16 protein-coding genes are annotated in these 15,639 nt (G+C 47.3%); 8 read left to right on the top strand and 8 right to left on the bottom strand.

Annotation, left to right across the window (positions count from 1 at the left end):
* Positions 1-162: 162 nt before the first annotated feature.
* The 3 genes from ACWA50_RS09900 to ACWA50_RS09890 all read right to left on the bottom strand — a co-directional run bounded on the left by ACWA50_RS09900 (position 163) and on the right by ACWA50_RS09890 (position 3,013).
* Positions 163-468, bottom strand: a complete 306-nt coding sequence (locus tag ACWA50_RS09900; RefSeq protein ID WP_431052079.1) for a hypothetical protein — start codon at positions 466-468, stop codon at positions 163-165.
* A 115-nt stretch (positions 469-583) separates the two neighbouring features.
* Positions 584-1,111 carry a 3-hydroxyacyl-[acyl-carrier-protein] dehydratase FabA gene (fabA, locus tag ACWA50_RS09895; RefSeq protein ID WP_431052077.1) on the bottom strand — a complete coding sequence of 176 codons (528 nt, stop codon included), beginning with the start codon at positions 1,109-1,111 and terminating at the stop codon, positions 584-586.
* Positions 1,112-1,234: 123 nt separating this feature from the next.
* The gene (locus ACWA50_RS09890; protein WP_431052075.1) at positions 1,235-3,013 is read right to left on the bottom strand and encodes an AAA family ATPase; all 1,779 of its coding nucleotides are present in this window, start codon (positions 3,011-3,013) and stop codon (positions 1,235-1,237) included.
* 141 nt (positions 3,014-3,154) lie between these two features.
* Between ACWA50_RS09890 and matP the strand changes: the two genes are divergently transcribed.
* From matP to yfaE, 7 genes are all read left to right on the top strand, one after another.
* Entirely contained in the window at positions 3,155-3,601 is a 447-nt protein-coding gene (gene matP / locus ACWA50_RS09885) for a macrodomain Ter protein MatP (RefSeq protein WP_431052074.1), read from the top strand.
* A 144-nt stretch (positions 3,602-3,745) separates the two neighbouring features.
* On the top strand, positions 3,746-5,140 hold the full coding sequence (locus ACWA50_RS09880; protein ID WP_431052072.1) for a Do family serine endopeptidase: 1,395 nt from the start codon (positions 3,746-3,748) through the stop codon (positions 5,138-5,140).
* A 127-nt stretch (positions 5,141-5,267) separates the two neighbouring features.
* Positions 5,268-5,774, top strand: coding sequence for a DUF2301 domain-containing membrane protein (locus ACWA50_RS09875; protein WP_431052070.1), 507 nt, complete (start codon positions 5,268-5,270; stop codon positions 5,772-5,774).
* Between the two features lie 32 nt (positions 5,775-5,806).
* Positions 5,807-6,607 carry an MOSC domain-containing protein gene (locus tag ACWA50_RS09870; protein ID WP_431052068.1) on the top strand — a complete coding sequence of 267 codons (801 nt, stop codon included), beginning with the start codon at positions 5,807-5,809 and terminating at the stop codon, positions 6,605-6,607.
* 301 nt (positions 6,608-6,908) lie between these two features.
* Positions 6,909-9,179, top strand: a complete 2,271-nt coding sequence (gene nrdA / locus ACWA50_RS09865; protein ID WP_431052066.1) for a class 1a ribonucleoside-diphosphate reductase subunit alpha — start codon at positions 6,909-6,911, stop codon at positions 9,177-9,179.
* Positions 9,180-9,197: 18 nt separating this feature from the next.
* On the top strand, positions 9,198-10,328 hold the full coding sequence (gene nrdB / locus ACWA50_RS09860; RefSeq protein ID WP_431052064.1) for a class Ia ribonucleoside-diphosphate reductase subunit beta: 1,131 nt from the start codon (positions 9,198-9,200) through the stop codon (positions 10,326-10,328).
* Between the two features lie 60 nt (positions 10,329-10,388).
* Positions 10,389-10,646, top strand: a complete 258-nt coding sequence (yfaE, locus tag ACWA50_RS09855) for a class I ribonucleotide reductase maintenance protein YfaE (protein WP_431052062.1) — start codon at positions 10,389-10,391, stop codon at positions 10,644-10,646.
* Between the two features lie 4 nt (positions 10,647-10,650).
* On the opposite strand, the gene ACWA50_RS09850 is transcribed toward yfaE, so the two are convergent.
* The 3 genes from ACWA50_RS09850 to ACWA50_RS09840 form a co-directional block, all read right to left on the bottom strand.
* Positions 10,651-11,307 (bottom strand): fumarylacetoacetate hydrolase family protein, encoded by a 657-nt coding sequence (locus ACWA50_RS09850; RefSeq protein ID WP_431052060.1) that lies wholly within the window; start codon positions 11,305-11,307, stop codon positions 10,651-10,653.
* Between the two features lie 62 nt (positions 11,308-11,369).
* Complete coding sequence (locus ACWA50_RS09845; RefSeq protein ID WP_431052058.1) at positions 11,370-12,443, bottom strand: lytic murein transglycosylase; 1,074 nt, start codon at positions 12,441-12,443, stop codon at positions 11,370-11,372.
* Complete coding sequence (locus ACWA50_RS09840; RefSeq protein WP_431052056.1) at positions 12,436-12,717, bottom strand: YcgL domain-containing protein; 282 nt, start codon at positions 12,715-12,717, stop codon at positions 12,436-12,438. Before ACWA50_RS09840 ends, ACWA50_RS09845 begins: the two co-directional genes overlap by 8 nt.
* A 91-nt stretch (positions 12,718-12,808) precedes the next feature.
* Here ACWA50_RS09840 and minC point away from each other — a divergent pair, with 91 nt between their 5' ends.
* A complete protein-coding gene (minC, locus tag ACWA50_RS09835) occupies positions 12,809-13,480 on the top strand; it encodes a septum site-determining protein MinC (RefSeq protein WP_431052054.1) in 672 nt (223 codons plus the stop codon).
* 37 nt (positions 13,481-13,517) lie between these two features.
* Here minC and cysB read toward each other — a convergent pair whose 3' ends face one another.
* On the bottom strand, positions 13,518-14,489 hold the full coding sequence (gene cysB / locus ACWA50_RS09830) for an HTH-type transcriptional regulator CysB (RefSeq protein WP_449343099.1): 972 nt from the start codon (positions 14,487-14,489) through the stop codon (positions 13,518-13,520).
* A 26-nt stretch (positions 14,490-14,515) separates the two neighbouring features.
* Complete coding sequence (gene rluB, locus ACWA50_RS09825; RefSeq protein WP_431052050.1) at positions 14,516-15,610, bottom strand: 23S rRNA pseudouridine(2605) synthase RluB; 1,095 nt, start codon at positions 15,608-15,610, stop codon at positions 14,516-14,518.
* Positions 15,611-15,639: the final 29 nt, after the last annotated feature.

The raw sequence follows: 15,639 nt of genomic DNA, 5'->3' as shown, positions 1-15,639 counted from the left end.
CACACTCAAAAGCCTTCGGCGGATAAAACGGCACCAGGAAGCGAGTAAAGTTAAAAAATCGGCTAAAAAACGTATGGATAGTCATAACGATAACGGTTATTTGCAATGCGGCTAATGATAATACATCAGCCGCTAAAAAGCACCTGCTTATTGCGCTTTTGCTTACCAATAATAAGGAGCATATCCCGCTCCGAAATAGTGTCCCCGGTGTGAATGCCAATCGCGGTGATAACCATAACCGACCGAAACCACAGGGCGCACATAAATCGTCTGGCGGTTATAGTCCACTTTTTCGCGATTATCGCTGGCATTACGCACCTCTTGCTCCGGCGGTGACGGTACCGGCGTTGTCGGTGGAATCAAGTGCGGATTCGGATAGACAGATCCGGTTTGCATTGGCGGTTTGCTGCTACAGGCGTTGAGCCCTAACGCCGCGACGGCAAGTAATAAAGACGTCATTTTTTGCATATTAAGCCCTCTTATGGCGACTGTTTGGCGAATTATAAGAATAACTAACGCATAAAGAAAGCAAAACCGCACTTTTAAAAGTGCGGTTCGAGTGTAAGCCCGTTAACGCTGGGGATTAAAACGCAGCGGTATCTTGGAATAAGCCGACTTTCAAATCAGTGGCGGTATAAATCACACGCCCGTCCACTTCCACTTCGCCGTCGGCAACGCCCATCACCAGTTTACGGTTAATCACCCGTTTCATATGCAAACGATAAGTGACTTTTTTCGCCGTCGGCAGAATTTGCCCGGTAAATTTCACTTCGCCCACACCCAGCGCACGCCCTTTGCCTTCGCCGCCAATCCAGCCTAAGAAGAAACCGACCAGTTGCCACATCGCATCCAAGCCTAAACAACCCGGCATCACCGGATCACCGATAAAGTGGCAGCCGAAAAACGGTAATTCCGGTTTAATATCCAGTTCGGCTTCAATATAACCTTTATCAAAATTCCCACCGTCTTCGGTCATCAGATTGATCCGATCCATCATTAGCATAGTCGGCGCAGGCAGCTGCGGTCCGGTCGGTCCGAACAGCTCGCCGCGACCGGAAGCCAACAGATCATCATAGGTATAAGCGGATTTTTTATTAGGAACAGTAGTCATGTTTTATTTATCTCCACGGCTTATTTGCCAAATTGTCAAAATCGCAAAGATTCTAACAAAGTTTATTCCTGATGAAAATAGCTAACAGTTGTAAGCTGAATATTTTTCCTTTTTGCAACTAAACTATTTCTTTATTGCTTTTAACCAGCCCAGTAATTTACTAAGCGGGTGTGCCACCAAGGTTTCAACCTTGTTTTCAATCCGTCTTGAAATCATGTCTGCCAGATTCTCTTGCTGTTCATCTCCTCTGTTTTCAGATAACAAGCGTTTTCCGGTTAATAAAATTAATGCCTGTTCGACATTCTCTACCGCCCAAATATGGAACTGCCCGTTTTTTACCGCGTCCACCACGTCCGTGTGCAAACTCAGATTTTCGACGCAAACCGCAGGAATAATCACGCCCTGCTTGCCGGTCAGCCCTCTGGCTTGGCAAATGGCATAAAACCCTTCGATTTTGACATTCACTCCGCCGACCGAATGCACCAAACCGCCCTGATCGATTGAACCGGTTACGGCAATGCCGAGATCAATTTCAACATTCGCCAAGGCACTGACCAACACGCAAAATTGCGCCAACGAGGCGCTGTCACCGTCAATGTCGGCATAAGACTGCTCGAACGCAATCGAGGCGGCAAACGGCAGTTGTGCCGGTAGATCCAACAAATTACTGAGGCAATATTGCGCCAACAGCGTACCTTTGCCGTGAATATTGCCCGCCAGCTCGCTTTTACGTTCTACATCGGTAATCTCGCCGTCACCAAATTGCACGGTACAGGTGATTCGGCTCGGCTCGCCATACATCACCGGCGTACCGGCATATTCGATTACCGACAAGCCGTTGATTTCGCCGATCTCTTTGCCGTCAGTACAAATATAGATCTGCTCGCGCAAAATATCGCTATAACTGTATTCCTGCAAACTGCCCTGTTGATAAGTGAGGCTGTCAAAGTAGCGTTGCACATCATCGGCTTCAATTTGTGCCTTGCCGACGTGAACCGCACTTTTACTAATCGCAGCCAGCCATTTTTTCAGCTGTAACGGATTAATTGTCTGACGTAAACCGTCCTCACTCTCGCGTGTCGCTTGTTGATAAAGTGCGGTCAGCGCGCCTTGGCTCAATGTTGGCAAATTAAGCTGTTCGGCATAATGCAACAGATTATTGACCCAAGCCTGTTGCTGCGCCTTGCTATCGGTTAAAAAGTAATTTTCGATCTCCGCATATTGGGCGAAATCGTACAAATTCGGCTCCAACAGTGAAAAGTCGGCTAAGGTTTCACGATCGCCGATTAAAACCAATTTTAACGGCAAACGATAGCCCGGTATCGGACAAGGCAGCGGTTTGCGCGGATTGGTAGTTTGCCATTCAAACCAGCCGCTCAAGAGAATCTGTTTCAGGCGTGACCAAATTTCAGGCTGCCGCAACAGCGGGCTCACCGCCAAAATCAAAATGCCGTTACACACCTGATGAACCAAACCGGCTTGTAACTTCAGATCATGTGAACTTGGGTGTTGTAAAATCTGCCCGAACAAACGCGCCACATCATAATACAGTGCATACTCGACCGCACTTTTAGCGGCGAAATTATCCTCGAGTGCGGTTGCCGACCGCACTTCAACCGTTGGGAAGGAAAACGAATCCGCCTGTTCAATCTGATAATTTGCACCGCTTAACGGCAACTGTTGCGGCAAGCCACTGCACAGATAGCTTTCCAGCATGTCGGCATAATCCGCCTGTTCATCGGCTTTTAATACCAGAATTGCGCCACTGTCTGCCGCCAACAACATATCCAACGCATTGCGCGCTTTTTCCTGCAACGCAATCGGCGCAGCCGGTTGTTTTTTAAAATCGCTTAAATCCAGTTGCGGCGTCAATTGCCGCCACTTCAAGCCGTTTAATTTCACGTTCCGCTCTCTTTTTCTATTTTATTCTTTAGCACGGTTCATTATATACGTTAGTGATTCACATTGCTTGAAAAAAAGCGTACACTGTAAACGTGACAATGTAACGTTTACAGCAGACATATCAGTAAAAGGGTGACAGGAATGAAATATCAAAAACTGGAAAATCAAGAAGCCAATTGGAAATGGTTATATTTGATCAAAAAAATCCGTAATGCCGAAAACATCACCCGTTATCAGGAAAAAAGCCTGCAAGACGAAAAAGAAAACGAATTATTGCAGTTGCAAAACTACCCGCTATTGATTGAGGCATGGGTTCAACAGCATTTGGCAACAGAATTGGTGGTGAAGCTCGATCAAGCGATCCGTGCGCGGCGTAAACGCTTTTTCAATGCCGAAAAACGCTCGACCAAGAAAAAATCGATTGATTTGGACTATGCGGTGTGGTCGCGCCTGTCGAAACATTCGCGCAAAATGCGTATGACCCTGTCGGAAACCATTATGTATATGATTGACGAAGCGGAAAACAAAGAGCTTTATGCCTCGCAAATGCACTTGATGAAGAAAAATTTAAAAGAGTTGCTTGAATAAGCAGCAAAAAACACCATTTATTTTAGGGAACATTTTGGCAAAGCAACTGTCTGATGTAAACGTTAGGCTTAACGATTAATGCGCACGGTGCAGATCTCACCGTTTGCGTTTAACACACTTTTTTATTTATAGAGATTGATTAAGATGAAAAAAAGCAAATTGATTCTATCCTCTGTTGTACTCGGACTCAGTTTATTCAACCTGCCGGCAGTGGCAAACACGGAAAACAGCGTCACCAGTCTGGCGGAAACCGTATCGCAAATACCGGCGTATACCCAACAAATGCCAAGCTTGGCGCCGATGTTGGAAAAAGTGCTGCCAAGCGTGGTTACCGTCAATGTATCCGGCAAACAACAGCAGCAAGACTCCCTGATTCCGGAAGAATTCCGTTTCTTCTTTGGGCGTGAGTTTGGCGATACCGCCCCGCGTGAATTCAAAGGCTTGGGTTCCGGCGTGATTATTGATGCGGAAAAAGGTTATGTGTTGACCAACAACCATGTGATTGATAAAGCAGACAATATTACCCTGACCTTGCACGACGGACGCGAGCTGAAAGCCAAATTACTCGGTGCCGACAGCCAATCCGATGTCGCCTTGCTGCAAATCGAAGAACCGAAAAACCTATCTGCGATTAAGTTGGCGGATTCGGACAAAATCCGGGTCGGCGATTACAGCGTGGCAATCGGCAACCCGTTCGGCTTAGGGCAGACCGTCACCTCCGGCATTGTTTCGGCATTAGGGCGCTCAATGGGCATGGATGGCGGCAGTTACGAAAACTATATCCAGACCGACGCAGCGGTGAACCGTGGTAACTCCGGCGGCGCGTTAGTTAATCTGCGCGGTGAATTAATCGGGATTAATACCGCGATTATCGCCCCAAGCGGCGGCAACGTCGGCATTGCCTTTGCGATTCCAAGCAATATGGCGAACAGCCTGGTCAAGCAAATCGTCGAATTCGGCGAAGTACGCCGCGGTATTTTAGGCATTAAAGGCGGTGAGCTGAGTGCGGATCTGGCGAAAGCCTTTGGCATTGATTCGCAAAAAGGGGCGTTCGTGAGCGAAGTATTGCCGAATTCCGCCGCCGATAAAGCCGGCTTGAAAGCCGGTGACGTGATTACCGAAATCAACGGACAACGGATTAACAGTTTCGCGGAATTGCGTGCCAAAATCGCCACCACCGGTGCCGGTAAAAACGTAAGTTTGACTTATCTGCGCGAAGGCAAAAGCGCTAAAACCGATGTGGTATTGCAATCGGACGAACAGGCGCAAACCAGTGCCAACAGTTTGATTCCGGGCTTAAGCGGCGCCGAGTTGGGCAACTACGATAAAGACGGACGCAAAGGGGTTGAAATCGTGAAAGTGGCGGAGAAATCCCCTGCCGAGCGACTGGGCTTGCAACCTGGCGATGTGATTGTTGGCGTCAACCGCCAAGCGGTCAGCAATATCGGCGAATTACGCAAAATTTTGGATAACAAACCGTCTGCCGTCGCTCTGAATATCACCCGTGGCAATAACAACTTCTACTTGTTGATTCCGTAAGTGCGGTTTGACCTCTCAAATACACTGAAAATCCCGATTTTTATCGGGATTTTTTTGTTTTAAACGCTTGCTTTCTTTTGCGCACCACCTAGAATGAAATCCCGTTGATTTTTTACATGAGGTTTTTATGGCTGATCCGCATATTCAATCGCCAATGGATTTTTGGGATTATCTGACTGTGATCCTGTATCGCTGCGGTTTTGTGCTTGCCGTGCCGTCGGTGGCGTTGTTGCCTTATTCTTTCGATTGGGCGGCAAAAGGCGTACTGTTGGCGGCGGTGTTATGTGCGTCTTCCTTACATATTTATCTGAAACATTTCCGCTTACTGCTGCAATTTGCCACTTGGGTCGCGGCAATCTGTTTTGTGCTGGATTGGCAATGGCTTGGGCTGGGTGCGGCGTTTTTTACTCTCGGCGGGCTCTGTTTTAAAGAGTATTTCTGCTTTCGCGTGTTCGGTTTGAATTTACAACCGCTCTTTTTCGCCTTTTTATGGTTGAGTTTAGTGGTGCACGCCATGCTTGTCAGCCAAATTCTCTCCGCTATCGCCACATTATTATTGTTAATTTTAAGCGTACAAAAATGGCGCATGCCGTTGCATTTCGATATCGGTGATAAAAGTAAATACCAAATTTAAAACGACGTTATTTAAACGCTTAAGGAAAGCCGATGACTGTGATTACCAACGTAACACAAATCAACCTCTACCCGATCAAATCCACCCGGCCGACAAGCGTGTCTAATGCGTTGGTTCAACCCTCCGGCTTAGAATTTGACCGCACTTTTATGTTGACCGAGCCCGATGGCAAATTCATCACCGCACGCAAAGACGGCGCTTTATTTGCCTTGACCGCACTTCCAACCGCACAAGGCTTATGGGTGCGGCATTCGGACGGCAGCTCGATTGAAGTGCGCTATACCGATTTCCAACGGCAAAACAGCTGCGAAGTCTGGGGCAACCATTTTGAGTCTCTGCTTGCAGCTGAACACATCAATCACTGGTTTAGTGAAAAATTACAAAGAACAGTGCAGCTACGTTGGACCGGCTTTGCTTCGCAGCGGCGGATTAAACGTTATCCCGAGCAAGCGCTGTCGTTCGCCGACGGTTATCCGTTATTACTGACCAATCTGCAATCCCTCGCCGCCGTACGGCAACACTGCCCTGTGGATGTGAACATGGCGCAATTCCGTGCCAATCTGGTGATCGACAATGCACCGGCGTTCAGTGAAAATCAGTGGCAACACATTCAGATCGGCGAAGTGCGGTTTATCAATGCCAAACCCTGTATCCGCTGTATGTTGACCACCCGCAATCCGCAAACCGCCGAACTGCAACCGAAAGCCGAACCGTTCCGCACCCTGAAAAAATATTTCGCCGATGCCGACGGGCAACCCGTGTTCGGCACCAATTTAGTGCCGCTCAACAGCGGGATAATCAAACTCGGCGATCCGTTGCTGGTGTTGGAATAAAGCGATTTCAAGTGCGGTTAAGCGACCGCACTTCTCTTTTTCCGAGTGCATTTTCTGTGCGCCTTTTCACAAAATTGACAATAAATATTTTTCGCTCGAATTTGCCCGATCCGCTCAACGCAAAGCCGGCTTGATGTTGCGTGCTGTCAATCTTTTTTGATCGGTTTTACTACAAATTTTATACTTGATCTTTCCGATTAAGCACATTATCTTGTAGCACGTCTTATATGGAATACTACATCTAGTGTTCAAATAAACATCATCGACGTATCAACCAAATTGATAACAAACAGGTAAGCAAATGAATAAAGCCTTGATGGTGACTAAGCGTGACGGACGCTTGGAACCGATTGATTTAGATAAAATTCACCGCGTTATTACATGGGCAGCCGAAGGCTTGGAAAATGTATCGGTCTCGCAAGTGGAATTGCGTTCACATATCCAATTTTACGAAGGTATTCGCACCTCCGATATCCATGAAACCATTATCAAGGCAGCCGCCGATTTAATCACCAAAGACGCCCCTGATTATCAATATCTGGCCGCGCGTTTATCGGTGTTTCATTTGCGCAAAAAAGCCTACGGCCACTTTGACCCGCCGCGCTTGTACGATCACGTGAAAAAATTGGTGCGTATGGGCAAATACGATGAAGCCTTGCTGACCGATTACAGCCGCGAAGAGTGGGATGAAATGGACGGTTTCCTCGACCATTGGCGCGATATGAATTTCTCCTATGCGGCGATGAAGCAACTGGAAGGCAAATACCTGGTGCAAAACCGTGTTACCGGTGAAATTTATGAATCGGCGCAGTTCTTGTATTTATTAGTTGCCGCTTGTTTATTCAGCCAATATCCGCAGGAAACCCGTTTGGATTTTGTACGCCGTTTCTACGACGCGACTTCAACTTTCAAAATTTCCCTGCCGACGCCGATTATGTCCGGCGTGCGTACTCCGACCCGTCAATTCAGCTCTTGTGTATTGATTGAGTGCGGTGACAGCTTGGATTCGATCAATGCCACCGCGGCCTCGATCGTTAAATATGTGTCGCAACGTGCCGGTATCGGGATCAACGCCGGTGCAATCCGTGCGCTCGGCAGCCCGATTCGTGGCGGGGAAGCGTTCCACACCGGTTGTATCCCGTTCTACAAACATTTCCAGACTGCGGTCAAATCTTGCTCGCAAGGCGGCGTACGCGGCGGCGCGGCAACGGTCTATTATCCGTTCTGGCATTTGGAAGTCGAAAGCCTGTTGGTATTAAAAAATAACCGCGGCGTAGAAGACAACCGCGTGCGCCATATGGACTACGGCGTGCAGCTCAACAAACTGATGTATCAGCGTTTGATTAAAAACGGCAATATTACCCTGTTCAGCCCGTCTGACGTGCCGGGCTTGTATGAAGCGTTTTTCGCCGATCAAGAACGTTTTGATGTGTTATATGAAAAATACGAAGCGGACGACAGCATTCGCAAACGCACGGTCAAAGCCAGCGAATTATTCTCGCTACTCATGCAGGAGCGCGCCTCGACCGGACGGATTTATATTCAAAACGTCGATCACTGCAACACCCATTCGCCGTTTGATCCGGCCGTTGCACCGGTGCGCCAATCTAACCTCTGTTTGGAAATTGCCTTGCCAACCAAACCGCTGGAACATTTCCATGATGAAAAAGGTGAAATCGCACTCTGTACCCTGTCTGCCTTTAACTTGGGCAGCATTGAGAACCTGGACGAACTGGAAGATCTGGCCGAGCTTGCGGTGCGCGCGTTGGATGCGCTGTTGGATTACCAAGACTACCCGATTAAAGCCGCGGAAATCGGTTCGATGGGGCGCCGTTCGTTGGGCGTCGGCGTGATTAACTATGCCTATTATTTGGCGAAAAACGGCGTGCGTTATTCCGACGGCAGTGCCAATGACCTCACCCACCGCACTTTTGAAGCGATTCAATACTATTTATTGAAAGCCTCGAATAAATTGGCGAAAGAGTTGGGACCGTGTAACTTCTTCAGCGAAACCACTTACGCCCAAGGCATTTTACCGATTGATACCTATAAAAAAGAGATCGACAACCTCACTCAAGAACCGCTGCATTACGATTGGGAAAGCTTGCGTCAAGAAATCAAAGAGCATGGCTTGCGCAACTCTACCCTGACCGCACTAATGCCGTCGGAAACCTCATCGCAGATTTCCAATGCCACCAACGGCATTGAACCGCCGCGCGGACACGTCAGTATCAAGGCGTCCAAAGACGGCATTTTGCGCCAAGTGGTGCCGGATTATGAAAATTTAAGCGAAAATTATGAGCTATTGTGGGATATTCCAAGCAATGACGGTTACTTACAGTTAGTCGGGATTATGCAGAAATTTGTCGATCAGGCAATTTCCGCCAATACCAACTACGATCCGCAGCGCTTTGAAGACGGAAAAGTGCCGATGAAACGTTTGTTGGGCGATTTATTGACGGCATATAAATATGGTTTAAAAACCCTGTATTATCAAAACACCCGCGACGGTGCGGACGATAATCAGGAGGATATTGATGACGGTTGCTCCGGCGGCGCGTGTAAAATTTAATTCAATTTGAGGTAAACTATGGCATATACCACGTTTTCACAAACAAAAAACAACCAACTATTAGAACCGATGTTTTTCGGGCAGAACGTCAACGTGGCACGTTACGATCAGCAAAAATACGAAACCTTTGAAAAACTGATCGAAAAACAACTGTCGTTTTTCTGGCGTCCCGAAGAGATCGACGTCTCGCAAGACCGTATCGATTATCAGGCGTTGCCGGAACATGAAAAACATATTTTTATCAGCAACTTAAAATATCAAACCTTGCTGGATTCGATTCAAGGACGCAGCCCGAACGTGGCGCTGCTGCCGGTGGTGTCGATTCCGGAATTGGAAACCTGGATTGAAACTTGGACATTCTCGGAAACCATTCACTCGCGTTCTTACACCCATATTATCCGTAATATCGTGAATGATCCGTCGGTGGTGTTTGATGACATCGTGACCAACGAAGAAATCATCAAACGCGCCAAGGATATTTCGATTTATTATGATGATTTTATCCGCGACACCCAGCTTTACACCCTGTACGGCGAAGGCACTTATACCGTAGACGGCAAAGAATGTAACGTGTCTCTGCGCAGTTTGAAAAAACAACTTTATCTGTGCTTGATGAGCGTCAATGCGTTGGAAGCGATTCGTTTCTACGTTTCGTTCGCTTGTTCGTTTGCTTTTGCCGAGCGTAATTTGATGGAAGGCAACGCCAAAATCATCAAATTTATCGCGCGCGATGAAGCCTTGCACTTAACCGGTACGCAACATATTTTAAATATTATGGCGTCAGGGCAAGACGATCCGGAAATGGGCGAAATTGTCGAAGAATGCAAACAAGAAGCCTACGATCTGTTCGTCGCGGCGGCGGAACAAGAAAAAGAGTGGGCGGATTATCTATTCAAAGACGGCTCAATGATCGGCTTGAACAAAGATATTCTGTGCCAATATGTGGAATATATCACCAATATCCGTATGCAGGCGGTCGGCTTGCCGTTGCCGTTCCAAGCACGCTCGAATCCGATTCCGTGGATCAATGCGTGGCTAGTTTCCGACAACGTGCAGGTTGCGCCGCAAGAGGTGGAAGTCAGCTCGTATCTGGTCGGACAGATCGACTCTAAAATTGACGCCGATGATTTTGGCGATTTTAACTTGTAATCGTTGATTAGATTAAGATAAAAAAGGCGGATTTTATCCGCTTTTTCTTTCCCATATCGTATGAAAATATACCAAATCACGCTCCCCCGACAACAACGTACCATCCAACACGATAACCGCACTTCGCTGTTAGAAAGCTTGGAAAAGTGCGGTATTACGCATGAATACCAATGCCGTTCCGGCTATTGCGGCTCGTGTCGCGTGAAGTTGCTCCGTGGCAAAGTGAGTTATGCGGAAACGCCATTGGCGTTTTTATCCGCCAATGAGATTCTGTTGTGTTGCTGCAAGGTGGAAAGTGATTTGGAAATTGAATTTTAACCGTTTAAATCACGACGGTATTAATCTGATATTCTTCTAATTTCAATTCCAACCGATCGCCTTCTTTCAACTCGCCAACTCCCTGCGGGGTGCCGGTCAGCACAATATCACCTTTCTGTAAGGTGAAAAAACGGCTGGCGTAACTGATTAGTTGCGGAATGGAATGCATCATCTGCGATGATTTGCCTTTTTGGCGGATTTCCCCATTCACACTTAAGCTGAAACGGATTTTATCCCAATCCGGAACTTGCGCGACGGGGACAAAATGTGAGATCGGACAGGAATTATCAAAGCCTTTGGCTTTCGCCCACGGCCAGCCTTTTTGTTTGCATTCCTGTTGCATATCGCGCAACGTGAGATCGAGCGCAACGGCGAAACCGACCACCGCACTTTTCACCTGTCCCGGCGAGGCATCGGTTAAGATCGATCCAATTAGAACGGCAATTTCCAATTCATGGTCGACCCGCCCCCATTTTTTCGGAATCAAAATCGGGCGACTTAGAGAACAAAGTGCGGTACTCGGCTTCAAAAAAAGCAAGGGTTCTTCTATCACGGGATTATTCATCTCCTTGATATGCCCAATATAATTGCGTCCGACGCAAACCACTTTACTCACCGGTAAATCCAAGGTACTGCCTTTAATATCTTGGTGCTGATACATTACAACCTCCTTTGCCCGAATTTGTCTATTTTTAACACATTACTCCAAAAGATTGAAGTTTTTTATTGCCCCACCTGCCGGGCAATGCGATCGGCAAACATGCCGATACTGATCGCAAAATAATTGGAGTTATTCCAATTAAGTAAAGTGCGGTAGTTATTCGTGACCAAGAATGCTCTGCCGACCTCTTTATTCGGGCGCACCAGCCATAAATCCGTATTTGACAACTGCTGCCAGCGTTGCATATCGGCGGTGCTGTAATTTTTCAGACGCACCCCCATTGCCTGCCAAGTGGATAACCGGCGTTTTTTATTGTTCTCGACACCGGCAACATCCAGTGACATCGGTTCATCCAATTGCACTTCAACGCCCCATGGCAAGTTTTTATTCCAGCCGACGGTGGATAAATAATTGGCAATCGAAGCAAACACATCGTACTGGTTCTTCCAAATATCTTTGCTGCCGTCACCGTCAGCATCCACGGCATAACGCAAAAACGAGGTCGGCATAAATTGCGACTGCCCCATTGCGCCCGCCCAAGAGCCTTTCATCCGCTCACGGCTAATCACATCTTGTTGCAAAATTTTCAGCGCATTGATGTATTCTTGGCTGAATAGCTTTTCGCGCCGTCCGTCAAATGCCAAGGTTGCCAACACGGATAATACGTCATAATTGCCTTGATAATAACCGAAGCTACTTTCCATGCCCCATAGCGCCATAATGTAATTATTCGGCACTCCGTATTCCTTGCTCGCCTGATTTAACGCCGGCAATTGTTCCCAATAGCGCTTGGCGGCAATATCGACTTTTTGCTGGGTCAGTACCCGATTGAGATAATTGGTCACGCCGTTCGGATTGGGGGCTGCCGGGGTATCACGATTGCGCTGTGCCCGTTCCGCTTGGCTATTATCCAGTTCGACCGCTTTGGCAATATAATTCACGCCTTGCCCTTTCTGTGCAATCGTGCGCGGACTCACCCCTTCCGCTACCGCTCTTTGCTCCAGATAGTTGACGTAATCCTGAAAATTATTCACGCTGCGCGGTTTGCTATACGGTTGTCCATTATAACTGCCGCTTGAACTACAGGCACTCAACAAAAGTGCCAAACAACCGAGGGGAAGTATTTTTTTAAACATCTGCTTTCCTATTTTGTAACTTAAATTGTTCTAACAAATTTTCTTCCTGCCGTGGCATTTGCAAATAAAACCCCTGTTTTTGAATTTGCCGTGATACCGTTTGCTTGTCCGCCAATGCCAACGGTTTTTCACCGTTTAGATTAAATAACATCAATAATTCCTCTTGCCCGAAGCGTTGTAATAACGCCGGCGGCACTGCGGAAAAATCCCCGCGCTTGGCAATGTACAAATACATGCCCGCGTGGCGCCGGCTTTTATAAATGGCAGATAACATATTGGCTGTTCCCCGTGAATTTAAATGAGACATTATACGAAATTTATACTATTATCAGAATATTAAATTCACATAAAATGACAAAGTGCACATGGCAAAAGATATTATCGAATTACACACCGGGCAATTTTCTTCTATTCTGATTACCATCAACAGCTCCAGCTTGGTCGCAATAAAAAAAGCGCTGACGAATAAAGTCAAAAAATCCCCGTTATTTTTCCAGAATGTCCCCGTTATCCTGCAATTTAATGAATTTTTATCAAAAATCGATTTGCTGAAACTCCAGCAATTACTGACCGAAGCCGGCATTAATCTGATCGGGGTGAGTAATTGGCAGAATAATTTGGAAAAAGAATTGGTATTAAGCTATAACTTGCCCGCATTAGGCAAAAGCACCAGTTTGGATGATATTATGCCGCAATTCCGCTATGTGAAACCCAAAATCATTGCGCACTCGGTGGCAAGCGGGCAAACGATTTATGCTAAAAACAGCGATTTAATTATTCATGGCGATGTGGCACAAGGCGCAGAAATTGCGGCGGATGGCAACATTCATATTTACGGCAAACTGCTTGGGCGCGCGATGGCAGGCGTAAATGCCAAGGGCACGGATTTTGCTATTTACACCCAACATCTTGAGGCGGAGTTTATCTCGGTTTGCCAACGTTTTGTATATAAAGAACAAATTCCGATTGATTATCTATTGCAAGCGGCACGGATTGAAGTCAAAGCCAACGCTTTAGCCTATTTTCATATTCGTTAAGCAAAAAAGTGCGGTCGACAAACCGCACTTTGGTGAATTAACGCATTTCCAATTCCACATCGCTAAAGAGTTTCTGAATTGCACTATTGTTGGGCAGTTTCTCCGCTTGTTCAACCATTGAACGGGTGAGATGTTCGGAAAAATAATTAATGAAGTCATACATATAATGGCGTAAAAACGAACCGCGCTTGAATGCGATTTGTGTACTGCTCGGTTTAAACAAATGCGCCCCGTCAATTGCAATCAAGTCGCCGTCCTCTTGGGTGTGCGCCATTGAAGCCATAATACCCACGCCTAGCCCCAAACGGACATAGGTTTTAATCACATCGGCGTCGGTGGCGGTGAAGACGATATTCGGCAAAATACCGCTGCTACTGAAGGCTTGCGACAAATCCGAAGCGCCGGTAAAACCAAAGGTGTAAGTCACTAGCGGATATTTCCCCAACTCTTCAATCGTCAGATTGTTACAACTCGCCAATGGATGATCTTTTGTTACAATCACCGAACGGTTCCAGTTATAACACGGCAGCAACACCACGCCTTCAAACAGGTATTGCGCCTCGGTGGTAATCGCCAAATCGACCTCGCCGGACAACAACGCATCGTAAATCTGGCTCGGTGAACCTTGATGAATTTGCAGGCTGACATCAGGATAACGTTTCAGAAAACGTTCAACCACGCTCGGCAGAACATAACGCGCTTGCGTGTTGGTGGTCGCAATGCGCAACACGCCATGATCAGGGCGGGTGAATTCATCGGCAATCGCTTTGATACTCTGCGTTTTCGCCAACAATTCGCGCGCAATCGCGATAATTTTACGCCCTTCGCTGGTGATACTTTTAATATGCTTGCCGTTACGCTCAAAAATTTCCAACCCCAATTCTTGTTCCAATAACCGCACTTGCTTACTGATCCCCGGCTGCGACGTATAAAGCGCTTCGGCGGCATCGGTAATGTTCAGATTTTGATTGGCGATTTCGACAATATAGCGTAATTGTTGAATTTTCATGCTGCAACTTCCTGTTTCTAATAGGCTTAACGTTCGTTACGCTGGCGACGGCTGCTGCTCGGCGTCGAAAAGCGTTTCACCGCTTTACGGATTTTCGCGGTTTTCATGCGGCGGCGTTGCGTGTGCTGTTCGATTTTGCTTTCGGTTTCCGGCGCCAATCCAACCAAATCACGCAGATAATTCACTTCCGGCAACGCCATTTCCTGCCAGCCACCGCGCGGCAGTTGTTTGGATAAGGTGATATTGCCGTAACGAATACGAATCAAACGGCTGACTTGAATTCCTTGCGATTCCCATAAGCGGCGTACTTCGCGATTGCGTCCTTCGGTTAAGGTCACATCAAACCATTGGTTAATCCCCTGCCCGCCGCCGCTTTTAATCATTTTGAATTTCGCCGGACCGTCTTCCAACTGCACGCCTTTACGCAAGCGGAATAACATCGATTCATCCACTTCGCCGAACACGCGCACCGAATATTCGCGTTCGATTTCACGGCTCGGGTGCATTAGGCGGTTTGCCAGTTCGCCGTCGGTGGTGAACAACATCAAGCCGGAGGTATTGATGTCCAAACGACCGACCGCAATCCAACGGCTGCCGTTCAAACGCGGCAAGCGATCAAACACGGTGGCGCGACCTTCCGGATCGTGGCGGGTGCACAATTCCCCTTCCGGTTTATAATACATCAACACCCGACAAACCTGCTTTTGCACGCTGTTTAAATTGATCAACTTCCCGTCGATACGGATTTTCGTATCGGTGCCGAGCTCAATTCGATCGCCCAGTGTCGCCATTTGCCCGTTTACGCTAACACGGTTTTCGGCAATGATGGCTTCGATTTCACGGCGTGAGCCCTGCCCGGCTTGGGCTAAAATTTTTTGTAACTTTTCACCGACGACTTTCGTTTTGGGATTATTGGCTTTGGTTGCTGCTTTTGTCGTGTTAACCGCACTTTGGGCTGCCACCGGCTGTGTTTTTTTCGCAGACCCTTTTTTCTCACTCAACGTGCGGTTGCCCGGCTTGCGTAAGGCGCTATTATTGCCTCGACTGGTTTTTTTATCACTCGCTTGTGTGCCGCCCGCTACATTACTGCGGCTTGAGCTAAATTTTTTTTCTGATTTCATCTATTCCTCGTTGTCACCCTCACGGGTGT

Source organism: Testudinibacter sp. P17/SS/0325 (genome assembly GCF_053570765.1).
This window is presented reverse-complemented; position numbering and strand designations above follow the sequence as displayed.